General features: G+C 72.7%; 10 protein-coding genes. 3 read left to right on the forward strand and 7 right to left on the reverse strand.

Going from position 1 to position 10,283, the window contains the following annotated elements:
* Positions 1-8: 8 nt before the first annotated feature.
* The 6 genes from WD341_RS16695 to WD341_RS16720 all read right to left on the reverse strand — a co-directional run bounded on the left by WD341_RS16695 (position 9) and on the right by WD341_RS16720 (position 6,053).
* Positions 9-755, reverse strand: coding sequence for a sulfite exporter TauE/SafE family protein (locus tag WD341_RS16695; protein ID WP_368426615.1), 747 nt, complete (start codon positions 753-755; stop codon positions 9-11).
* Positions 756-807: 52 nt separating this feature from the next.
* Positions 808-1,122, reverse strand: coding sequence for a hypothetical protein (locus WD341_RS16700; protein WP_368426616.1), 315 nt, complete (start codon positions 1,120-1,122; stop codon positions 808-810).
* Between the two features lie 169 nt (positions 1,123-1,291).
* Positions 1,292-1,741 carry a hypothetical protein gene (locus WD341_RS16705; RefSeq protein WP_368426617.1) on the reverse strand — a complete coding sequence of 150 codons (450 nt, stop codon included), beginning with the start codon at positions 1,739-1,741 and terminating at the stop codon, positions 1,292-1,294.
* A gap of 59 nt (positions 1,742-1,800) precedes the next feature.
* Complete coding sequence (locus WD341_RS16710; RefSeq protein WP_368426618.1) at positions 1,801-2,016, reverse strand: hypothetical protein; 216 nt, start codon at positions 2,014-2,016, stop codon at positions 1,801-1,803.
* Positions 2,017-2,479: 463 nt separating this feature from the next.
* Entirely contained in the window at positions 2,480-4,528 is a 2,049-nt protein-coding gene (locus WD341_RS16715; protein ID WP_368426619.1) for a sensor histidine kinase, read from the reverse strand.
* A gap of 100 nt (positions 4,529-4,628) precedes the next feature.
* Positions 4,629-6,053 (reverse strand): mannose-1-phosphate guanylyltransferase/mannose-6-phosphate isomerase, encoded by a 1,425-nt coding sequence (locus WD341_RS16720; RefSeq protein ID WP_368426620.1) that lies wholly within the window; start codon positions 6,051-6,053, stop codon positions 4,629-4,631.
* Positions 6,054-6,294: 241 nt separating this feature from the next.
* On the opposite strand from WD341_RS16720, the gene WD341_RS16725 reads away from it, so the two are divergent.
* The 3 genes from WD341_RS16725 to rfbC all read left to right on the forward strand — a co-directional run bounded on the left by WD341_RS16725 (position 6,295) and on the right by rfbC (position 9,208).
* Complete coding sequence (locus WD341_RS16725) at positions 6,295-7,524, forward strand: MFS transporter (protein ID WP_368426621.1); 1,230 nt, start codon at positions 6,295-6,297, stop codon at positions 7,522-7,524.
* Between the two features lie 31 nt (positions 7,525-7,555).
* Positions 7,556-8,530: an NAD(P)H-dependent flavin oxidoreductase gene (locus tag WD341_RS16730; protein ID WP_368426622.1), complete on the forward strand. Its 975-nt coding sequence runs from the start codon at positions 7,556-7,558 to the stop codon at positions 8,528-8,530.
* Positions 8,531-8,626: 96 nt separating this feature from the next.
* Positions 8,627-9,208, forward strand: coding sequence for a dTDP-4-dehydrorhamnose 3,5-epimerase (rfbC, locus tag WD341_RS16735; RefSeq protein WP_368426623.1), 582 nt, complete (start codon positions 8,627-8,629; stop codon positions 9,206-9,208).
* Between the two features lie 16 nt (positions 9,209-9,224).
* Here the strand turns inward: rfbC and WD341_RS16740 are convergent.
* Positions 9,225-10,283: glycosyltransferase family 4 protein (locus WD341_RS16740; protein ID WP_368426624.1), on the reverse strand; the 1,059-nt coding region annotated here is incomplete at its 5' end.

Genomic DNA, 10,283 nt, shown 5'->3' on the forward strand with positions numbered 1-10,283 from the left:
GCGGCGCGTCACGGGCCGCCCAGCGTCCGCCAGAGGCCGAGCACGCCCAGGGCCACGATGGTCGTGCCGACCAGCAGCATCAGCAGCCGGCCAGGCGCGCGGCGCACCAGCAGAGCCGCCAGCGGCGCCGCCGGCACGCCGCCGATCACCAGCGCCAGGGCGGTCTGTCCGAAAGCCTCGATCCCGAGGTGCCCGGCGAAGGTCGCGGTCACCACCGAGGTGACGAAGAACTCGGCCGCCGCCGAGCTGCCGATCATGCGGCGCGGGTCGCTGCCGCCTGCGACCAGCGTGCCGGAGACGATCGGCCCCCAGCCGCCGCCGCCGATCGCGTCGAGGAAGCCGCCGGCCAAGCCCAGCGGCACGACCCGGCGCGGCGCCCTCGGCCGCCGCCGCCGGATCGTCCTGACGATCAGCAGGCAGCCCATCAGCGCGAGGTAGGCCGACACCACCGGCTGCAGTGCCTCGTCGAGACCCGTCGCGAGCAGCCAGGCGCCGGCCGCGCCGCCGAGGCAGCCGGCCACGGCGAGGCGCCGGACCAACGCCCAGTCGACATTGCGGGCGAGGTGGTGCGCGGTCGCGGCGACGCCGGTCGTGGCGGTCTCGGCGAGGTGCACGGTTGCGCTGGCTATCACCGGCGGGTAGCCGAGGCCGAGCAGCAGCGACGTCGCCGTCAGGCCGTAGGCCATGCCGAGCGCACCGTCGACCAGCTGGGCGACGAAGCCGACCGCGACGATCAACCCGAAGGATTCGCCCATCGCTGCGCTGTCGTGAGGCGGCGGCCGGGCGCCCGGCCGCCGCTTCAGGACCTCAGGTGGGCGTGGCGGACTCGGGCGGCGCGGCCGCGCCGTCGAACACGCCGGCCACCTCCAGCCGATAGCTGTGCCGGGTCACCCAGACGACGAACGGCAGCGGAACCGCCGCCGCCAGCGCACCGCCGATGGCACTGGGTAGGTCCGGCAGGCCGAGCAGCGCGATGCCGCTCCAGACCAGGGCGCCGGCGGTGGTGCAGAGGGTGGACGCGACGATCACGAGGGTCGCGATGCTGACGACGAGGGCGCGGGCGTGGCGCGCGATACGCCCGGCAGGTCCGGCGGGGCGGACGAGGACGGCTTCGGTAGCCATGGCGATTGGATTCCTGTCGGTGCGGCGCCGGAAGCGCCTGCTGGCGATGTCCGGGCGGCCGCTCGGCGGCGCCCAAGCGCCGCCCTGTCTGTTCGGTCGGTGCGGCTCGATTGGCCGAGTGGGTCATCGAACCGGGCGGCGGGGTCGGGGCGCAGGGCCCCGCGCCGCCTCACGCGGCGGGCGGGCCGCGGCTGCGCAGGCCGCCCGGGGCCCGTCGCTTGAGCCCGGCCGGGGAGGAGGGGTGCGGAGCGCCAATCCGCATTGCCGTCGCGAGCCCTGGCTGCTCCGCCGCCAGCAGCGCCGGCAGGGGTGCGCCCTCGGCGGGTGCACCGCGAGGCGCCGGGTCGTGGGAGACGAGCGAGGCTGTGGCCGGCGGCGCGGGCCGCAGCGCCGCCGGCGCCTCGTCCTGGGCGGCGTGCAGCTGCTGGGCGCCCGGCGGTCCCGGCGGGGACAGCGGCGACGACTGCGGCGCCATCGCCGACAGGAAGGCCGCGATGAGGATCAGGACGCCGAGGCGCTTCGCTAGGCTGCGCATCGACAGAGAGTAGAGCAGCGGCGCGCCGCGCGCCAGCAGCGGCCCCGGGTGGGAAGTTGTGCGCAAGGTCAGCCGATGAGCCATAAGGCGGCGCCCTTCAGCGCACCTGCCAGGCCGTCCAGCTCCCACGGGCGCCATCCTCCTCAAGCCGTCGCGCCGGGATCGGAGCGGGCTTCGGCGACCGGCTCTGCTTGCGGCCTCGCCGTGCGCAACAGGGAGATCAGGACGCCGAGGGTGAGGATCGTCACGGTGATCGACAGCGACCAGACCGGCGGGATCTTCGCGAGCCCGAGCAGGTCTGCGACGAAGATCGTGCCGCCGATGAACACCAGCACCAGGGCGAGCCTGCCGCGGAGCACGATGACGCCGAGGATGCCGTAGACCAGGACCCTGTGCTGGTGCCAGCGTCCTCTCGACGAGGAAGCCGGTCCAGTGGTTGATCGCGGCGTTCTCGCCCAGCCGAGTCCACACGAAGCCGCCGAAGGCGAGGCCGAGGCCGATGTAGAAGGCTGAGAGCAGCAGGCTCTCCCGGAAGCCGATCTCGTGGCTGCGGCGATGCAGCACGCCGAGGTCGAAGACGAGCAGGGCGAGCACGAGCCCGATGAAGCCAAGCCACAGCCCAAGCGGCTTGCCCATCGTCTCGACGAGCAGGATGTCCATGGGACGCGACGTCCGCCGGCAGGACCGAACGGGCCGTGGGATCGGCAGCATGTGGGCGGGCCCCGCTTGCCCGGCAAGGCCCCGCCATAACGGTTCTTTTGGGTGCTATTCCGCTCCAGCCGGCTTACCTGGGGCGCCGCCGCCCCCGGGGGGGGCGGCGGATCACGGCGTCGACGGCGGCTCCGGCAGGTCGGGAGCCGGCGCGCCGACCTCCGGCAGGTCGATCTCGATGAGGCAGACCAGGCCGTTCGGTGCAAAGTCGAGCTTGACCGTCCCGTTCAGCTCGGCGCCGAGGGCGCGCGCGATCATGCGCAGCCCGAAGCCGTGGTGCGCCGGGGCCTCGACGGGAGGTCCGTTCTCTTCGCGCCAGACCAGATTCAGGCGCTGCGGCTCGCCGTCCGTGACGGTCCAGGAGAGTCCGACGCGTCCGCTGTGGCTCCCTAGGGCACCGTGCTTGACCGCGTTGGTGCAGAGCTCGTGCAGCGCCATCGCCACGGTCACCGTCAGCTTCGGCTCGAGCATGACCGGCGGTCCCCCCAGCGTCACGCTGCGCGCCGCCGCCCCGCAGCCGCTCAGCGTCTCGGCAGCAACCTCCTCCAGCCAGGCATGGTGCCAGTTCTCGCGGGTCAGCAGGTCGTGGGCGCCACTCAGTGCCACGAGGCGGCCCTCGAAGGTCTCCAGCAGCCTGTCGGGTACCTTGTCGCCCCGGAAGGTCTGGTGGGCGAAGGACTGCACGATCGCGAGCGTGTTCTTCACCCGGTGGTTCAGTTCGTGGATCAACAGGCTGCGGTGCTCCTCGGCGCGCTTGCGCTCGCTGATGTCCTGGAACAGCACGCCGACCCTGTGCTCCTCCGGGCGTCCCATCCTGAAGGCGTAGACGTCGTAGAAGTGGCCGAGCTCGGCGGCGCTCAGCTCGAAGCGCTCGGGCTCGCCGCTAAGGGCGATGCGGCCGTAGGCGTCGTACCAGTGCTGCTCGTGCCGCGGCGCCAAGGACCGCATCGTCTTGCCGACGGCGTCGGGGAGCCCGGTCTGGCGCTCGAAGGCGGCGTTGACCTCCAGGAAGCGGTAGTCCACCGGCCGCTGCTGCGCGTCGTAGAGCATCTCGATGATGCAGAAGCCCTCGTCGATCGAGTCGAAGAGGGTACGGTAGCGGGTCTCGCTTTCGCGCAGCGCGGTTTCGGCCCGCGCCCGCTCGGTCGCCTCCCAGGTGCGCTCTGCGACCTCCTCGATCAGGCCGACCTCCTGGTCGGTCCAGTGCCGCGGCTCCGCCTGGTGCACCGTCAGGAAGGCCGCCAGCCGGCCGCCCTTGACCAGCGGCACGCTGACGTTGGCGCGCACGCCCGCCGCGGCGTAGGCGGCTTGCTCTGCCTCGCGGGCTCCCGGGAGCAGGCTGTTGTCGTCGGTCTTCAGGGTCCGGCCCGACTTCAGGATCCTCGACACGAAGGGACCGAAGGCGTCGATCGTGCGGCGCCCGAGGAGAACGGGGACATCCTGGCGATGGAAGTCGGCGCGCACCTCCACCGTCGTCTGGTCGTCGAGCACCTCGGCATACTGCACGCGGCTCGCCTCGAGGTGCTCGCCCAGCAGGTGCGCCGCCACCTTCTGGACTTGGGCGGCATCGGACAATGATCGCAAAGCGTCGCCGAGGCGCAGCAGGACGCTCTTGGTCGCCTCGCGGGCGGCCAGGGCCGAGAGGTGGCGCCCGCGCTCCGCCAGGGCCTGGTGGAGCGGCGTGGTCTCGATCAGGGTGCCCAGCACGCCGGCCAGGGCGCCGGCTTCGTCCCGTACGCCGGCGAGGCCGGAATCGAACCAGGCCGGCTCCCTTCGCCCCTCGCGCGTCAGATCCAGGGCCAGGGTCTGGAAGGGGGCAGGCTCGCCGGCGAAGGCAGCCTCGATCCGCGGCCCTGCGACTTCCCACGGCTCGAGCCAGACCTCCCTGAGAGGGCTCCCGAAGGGCCCAGACCGGTCACCGAGCAAGGGGGCGTAGGCGTGGTTGTAGGCGCAGACCGTCAACTCCCGCCCCCAGGCCAGGATGCTGGGCAGGGCGCTTGCGAGCACCAGGTCGACTGCGGTGCGCAGGCTTTGCGGCCAGGCCTTGATCGGGCCGAGCGGAGTCGCACGCCAATCGTGCGAGCGGATCCGCGCCGCTATCTCGCCCTTTGCTGCCGGCCAAGCCCCGTCGCCCGCACCACCTCTGCGGCTGTCTTCCATGCGCGCCCCTCCTCGCAGAGGAACGGGCTGCGAACCTCCGGGGTTCCGCGGTCCGGCGCCGACGTCGTCCGCCCGGGCGGGGAGGACGGAGCCTCGGCTGCTACTGGCGGCCGTAGTTGTCGTCGAAGCGCACGATGTCGTCCTCGCCCAGGTATGCCCCGGACTGCACCTCGATCATCTCCAGCTGCACGCGGCCGGGATTGATCAGGCGGTGCCGCTGGCCGAGGGGGATGTACGTGCTTTCGTTCTCCGCGAGCAGGAAGGTCTCGTTCTCGCGACCGACCTGGGCGGTGCCGCTGACCACGATCCAGTGCTCGGCCCGGTGATGGTGCATCTGCAGGCTGAGGCTGGCGCCGGGGTTGACCGAGATGCGCTTGACCTGGAAGCGCTCGCCCAGGTCGATGGTCTGGAACCAGCCCCAGGGCCGGTGCCACTTGCTGCCCTGGGTGGCTTCCGGGAAGGCCTCGGCCTTCAGCTTCTCGACCAGCTGCTTGACGTCCTGGGCGCGCGTGCGGTCGGCGACCAGCACGGCGTCGTCGGTCTCCACGACGAGCACGTTCTCGAGGCCGAGCACGGTGACCAGCCGTCCGGCCGAGCGGACGTGGCAGTTGCGCGCGTCGACCAGCGCGGTGCGGCCGACCGCGGCGTTGCCCGCCTCGTCGGTCTCGGTGACGGCGTAGAGCGCGTCGAAGCTGCCGAGGTCCGACCAGCCCATCTCGACCGCGACCGTGCCGACCGCCTCCGCCCGCTCGACCAGCGCATAGTCGAAGGAGACGGAGCGCGCCTGGGCGAAGGCCTCGGGGTCCAGGCGGGTGAAGTCGATGTCGGTCGCCGCCCGCTCCAGCGCGGCGCGGCAGTGCGCGACCAGCTCAGGCTCGAGCCGTTCCAGCTCGCCGACGACGCGGGCCGCCGGCAGTACGAAGATGCCGGCGTTCCACAGATGCCGGCCGTCGGCCAGCATGGCCGCGGCGGTCTCGACGTCTGGCTTCTCCTTGAAGCGGGCGACCTCGAAGGCGTCGGCCAGGCCGTCCAGGCCGCCGCCCTTCTCGATCCAGCCGTAGCCGGTCTCCGGGCGGTCGGGCGCGATGCCCAGCGTCATGATGCGCGCGGACCCGGCCGCCGCCGCGCCGGCCGTGGCGACGGCGCGCCCGAAGGCCTCGGCGTCCTGGATCAGGTGGTCGGAGGGCAGCACCAGCAGGATCGCCTCGGGGTCCTCGGCCAGCAGGTCGAGCGCGGCGCAGGTGATGGCGGGCGCCGTGTTCCGGCCGACCGCCTCGAGCAGGATCGCGCGCGGCTCCGCGCCGGCCAGGCGCGCCTGCTCGGCGACCGCGAAGCGGTGCTCGGCGTTGACCACCAGGGTCGGGCGCTGGAAGGCGTCGCCGGCCGCGACGCGGCGCAGGGTCGCCTCGAGCAGGGTCTGCGAGCCGACCAGCGGCAGCAGCTGCTTCGGGTTCGACTGGCGCGACAGCGGCCAGAGGCGGCTGCCGGAGCCGCCGGAGAGAATCACCGGGTAGAGGCGCACCATGGCGCGGAGACCTGCCTTCCTTCTGTATCGGAAGCGAACGCGCGAAGAGTGACGGCGGGTCCCGATAAGTCAAGATCTTCGGCCCCCTGCGCCGCGCGGGAACGACGGGTGGCTTTGCCGGCTCCGCACAGGTGGTATGCCGCGCCACCGGCGGCTGCGCACTTTACCGGCGCGGGCGGCCGTCGTATCGAGACCGCCTGCCCCGGGCACCCTCAGGCCCGGAACCCCTCGGGAGCAAGGCATGGCTACCACCGTCGATCATCGAGCCGGCCCCGGCTGGCGCACGCCCTTGGTCGTGATCGTCGCCGGTTGCCTGATCGCCATGGTCGGCTTCGGCGTGCGCTCCGTCTTCGGGCTGTTCCTGGAGCCGATGACCGAGGCCCACGGCTGGAGCCGCGAGACCTTCGGCCTCGCGCTCGCGATCCAGAACCTGCTGTGGGGCCTCGGCGTGCCGGTCGCCGGCGCGCTCGCCGACCGCTACGGCGCCTCCCGGGTGCTCGCCCTCGGGGCGGTGGCCTATGCCCTGGGCGTCTGGGGCATGGCCGAGGCCGACTCCGGCGCCATGCTGCATCTGACCGGCGGCGTGCTGACCGGCCTCGGCGTCGCCTTCACGGCCTTTTCCCTGGCGCTCGCCGCCATGGCCAAGGTCGTCGGGCCGGAGCGGCGCTCCTTCGCGCTCGGCCTGGGCACGGCCGCCGGCTCCTTCGGGCAGGTCGTCTTCTCGCCGCTCGGCCAGGCCTTCATCAACAGCTTCGGCTGGTACAACGCGCTGCTGCTGCTGGCCGCCAGCACACTCTTCATCATCCCGCTCGCCTTCATCCTGCCGAAGGCGGCCGGCGGCGTCGGGCCGCAGTTCGAGCAGACCCTGGGACAGGCGGTGCGCGAGGCGGTCGGGCATCGCGGATTCATGCTGCTGACCCTCGGCTTCTTCGTCTGCGGCTTCCACGTCGCCTTCATCACCGTGCACTTCCCGGCCTACATCAAGGACCTCGGCCTGACCGGCTCGGTCGCCGCCATCGCGCTGGCGCTGATCGGCGCCTGCAACATCATCGGCTCCTTCGGCTCGGGCGCCTTCGGCCAGCGCTGGAGCAAGAAGTGCGGTCTCGCCGGCATCTACTTCCTGCGCGCCATCGCGATCACCGGCCTGATGCTGGCGCCCAAGACCGAGTGGACGATCTACCTGTTCTCGGCCTCGATGGGCCTGCTCTGGCTGTCGACCGTGCCTTTGACCACCGGCATCGTCGGCCAGATATTCGGCATCCGCTACATGGCGACGCTGTTCGGGGTGGTCTTCCTCAGCCACCAGCTCGGCAGCTTCTCCGGCGTCTGGCTCGGCGGCTACCTCTACGACGCGACCGGCAGCTACGATCCGGTCTGGTGGGCCGGGGTCGGCTTCGGCCTGCTCGCCGCCATCGTTCACCTGCCGATCGACGAGAAGCCCCTGGCGCGCCTCGCGGACGCCAGGAGCTGAAACTCGGGTCGGAAGCCGTAAGGACAGAGCCATGCCCCGCCTCAGGACAGCGTTGACCGACCTGCTCGGTATCGAGCACCCGATCCTGCTGGCGCCGATGGCCGCGATCAGCGGCGGGCGTCTGGCGGCGGCGGTGACCGAGGCCGGCGGCCTGGGGCTGCTCGGCGGCGGCTATGCCGATCCCCGCTGGGTCGATCCGGCCTTCCACGAGGCCGGCAACGGCCGCGTCGGCATCGGCTTCATCACCTGGGCGCTCGACCGGCAGCCCGAGGCCCTGGCGCGGGCGCTGGCGCACCGTCCGGCGGCGGTCATGCTGTCCTTCGGCGATCCCGGGACCCACGTCGCCGCGATCAAGGAGGCCGGCGCCCGGCTGATCTGCCAGGTCCAGCGGCTCGAGGAGGCCGAGCAGGCGGCGGCGCTCGGCGCAGACGTCATCGTCGCCCAGGGCCAGGACGGCGGCGGCCACGGCCGCGTCGGCCGCGGCACCCTGGGCTTCGTGCGGGCGGCGGTCGAGGCGGTGGCGCCGGTGCCGGTGGTGGCGGCCGGCGGCATCGGCGACGGGCGCGGCCTCGCGGCGGCGCTGATGCTCGGCGCCGCCGGCGTGCTCATGGGCACGCGCTTCTACGCCGCCGAGGAGGCGGTCGCGCCCCAGGCCGTCAAGCAGGCACTCGCCGAAGGCCGCGGCGACGACACCGTCTTCACCGGCGTCTTCGATCGGGTCCGCGGGCCGGAATGGCCGGGCGGTTACGGCGGCCACGCCCTGCGCAACGCGCTGACCGAGCGCTGGCGCGGCCGCGAATCGGAGCTGGCCGGCGCGGTCCTCGAGGCCGAGCGCGAGGCCTACCGTCGGGCCGACGAGGCCGACGACCTGTCGTCCCGGGTGGTCTGGGCCGGCGAGGCGGTCGACCTGATCCGGGAGTCCCTGCCCGCCTCCGAGATCGTGCGCCGCACGGTCTCGGAGGCGGCGGCCGTGCTGTCGGTCGCGCCGCGTTTCGTGGTGTCCTAGAGCGCGCGCGAGGGCTCGGCCCCGCACCCGCCCGCATGGACAGGCGCGCGATCGGACGCTAGTTCTGTGCGCCGACTATCGGGGGAGAGAAAGCGCGTGAACGTTTCGCAAACCGCCCTGCCGGGCGTCCTGCTGGTCGAGCCGCAGGTCTTCCGCGACGGGCGCGGCGCCTTCATGGAAAGCTGGAACGCGCGTCGCTACGCCGAGGCCGGCATCGACCTGCCCTTCGTCCAGGACAACGTCTCCCGCTCGGCCAAGGGCGTGCTGCGGGGGCTGCACCTGCAGCATCCGCGGGCCCAGGGCAAGCTCGTGCAGGTCCTGCTCGGGGAGGTCTTCGACGTGGCGGTCGACCTGCGCCCCGACTCGCCGAGCTTCCGCAAGTGGGTGGCGGTTCTGCTTTCGGCGGACAACGCCCGGCAGCTCTGGATCCCGCCCGGCTTCCACCACGGCTTCTGCGTGACCAGCGAGGAGGCCCTCTTCGCCTACAAGTGCACCGACTTCTACGCGCCCGGCGCGGAAGCCGGCGTCGCCTGGGACGATCCCGAGATCGGCATCGAGTGGCCGACCGCCGAGCCCACGGTCTCGCAGAAGGATGCGGCGCTGCCGCGCCTGGCGGCGCTGCCGGACGGCTATCTGCCGCCCCTCGAGGCCTACCCGGTGTCGCGCGGCGCCGAGTGAAGCGCCCGCTTCGGCTTCAGCGCTCCCTCTCGCCGAGCAGCTGCTGGGCGAAGCCGACGTAGAGACCGGCCAGCGCGTCCCAGGATTTCGGTCCCAGCGCCGCGTCCAGCGCGGCCTCCGAGCAGCGCTCGTAGAGACCAGGCGAGCGGATCAGCTCGACGACCGCCTGGGCGAAGGCCTCGCCCTCGACCGCCTTGGCGACGACGCCGTTGCCATAGGTCTCGATATCCTCGGCCGGTCCGCCGACCGGCGTCGAGACGGCGGGCAGGGCGGCGTACTCGGCCGCCGCCAGGGCGCCGGACTGGCTGGCATCGCGGTAGGGCAGGAGCAGGATGTCGGCTTCGTCCAGCATGGCGCCGATCTCCTCCTCGGTGATCCAGCGGTTCTCCCAGTGCAGGCCGGGCAGGTTGGCGAGCAGCGGCCCGTACTCGCCCTCCTCGCCGAGCCCGGCGATGGTCAGCCGGATGCGGGTGCCGTAGCGGCGGCGCAGCAGGCGGTAGGCCGCGGCCAGGATGTCGACGCCCTTGTGCTCCAGCAGCCGGCCGAAGAAGAGCAGCTCGATCGTGCGATCCTGCGGCAGGGCGCGGGGCGTATGGGGGCGGTCGCCGAAGGAGAAGCTGCCGAGCGGAATGACCGCGCTGCGCTCGGCGGGCAGGTCGGGGCGCACCTCCTGCAGCCGCCCCGCGACGTGACGGTTGAGCGCGACCAGGGCGTCGGCCTGGGCGATGTCCCGGGACAGGGACCAGCGGCGCAGCCGGCCCGAGTCGGCGGGATGCGGCTCCGCGCCGTGGGTGACCAGGCAGTAGAGGGCTCCCGTACGCCTGAGTGCCGGCACGACCAGGGGCGCCCAGAGATAGCTCGTGGTCGCCACCACCAGGTCGATCTCCTGGGCGCGCAGGAACTGGGCCAGGCGCCGGCGCAACAAGGGCAGGCGCAGGAAGTCGCTGGCCCGGCCCCGCGCGCTCCCGTCGCTGTCGACCTCGAAGGACGGCAGCTCCAGCGCCCGCATGGCCTCCGCGTATTCGCTCTGCCGCGAGAAGCTGACAGCGACCTCGACGTCGTCGCGCGCCTGCAG

The sequence above is a fragment of the Tistlia sp. genome, from assembly GCF_040905785.1.
Classification (GTDB): Bacteria; Pseudomonadota; Alphaproteobacteria; order Kiloniellales; family DSM-21159; genus Tistlia.

What these genes read in the sequence shown, in the direction of transcription:
- WD341_RS16695 (WP_368426615.1), bottom strand. Translation starts at nt 755, where the DNA reads ATGGGCGAATCCTTCGGGTTGATCGTCGCGGTCGGCTTCGTCGCCCAG.
- WD341_RS16700 (WP_368426616.1), bottom strand. Translation starts at nt 1,122, where the DNA reads ATGGCTACCGAAGCCGTCCTCGTCCGCCCCGCCGGACCTGCCGGGCGT.
- WD341_RS16705 (WP_368426617.1), bottom strand. Translation starts at nt 1,741, where the DNA reads ATGGCTCATCGGCTGACCTTGCGCACAACTTCCCACCCGGGGCCGCTG.
- WD341_RS16715 (WP_368426619.1), bottom strand. Translation starts at nt 4,528, where the DNA reads ATGGAAGACAGCCGCAGAGGTGGTGCGGGCGACGGGGCTTGGCCGGCA.
- WD341_RS16720 (WP_368426620.1), bottom strand. Translation starts at nt 6,053, where the DNA reads ATGGTGCGCCTCTACCCGGTGATTCTCTCCGGCGGCTCCGGCAGCCGC.
- WD341_RS16725 (WP_368426621.1), top strand. Translation starts at nt 6,295, where the DNA reads ATGGCTACCACCGTCGATCATCGAGCCGGCCCCGGCTGGCGCACGCCC.
- WD341_RS16730 (WP_368426622.1), top strand. Translation starts at nt 7,556, where the DNA reads ATGCCCCGCCTCAGGACAGCGTTGACCGACCTGCTCGGTATCGAGCAC.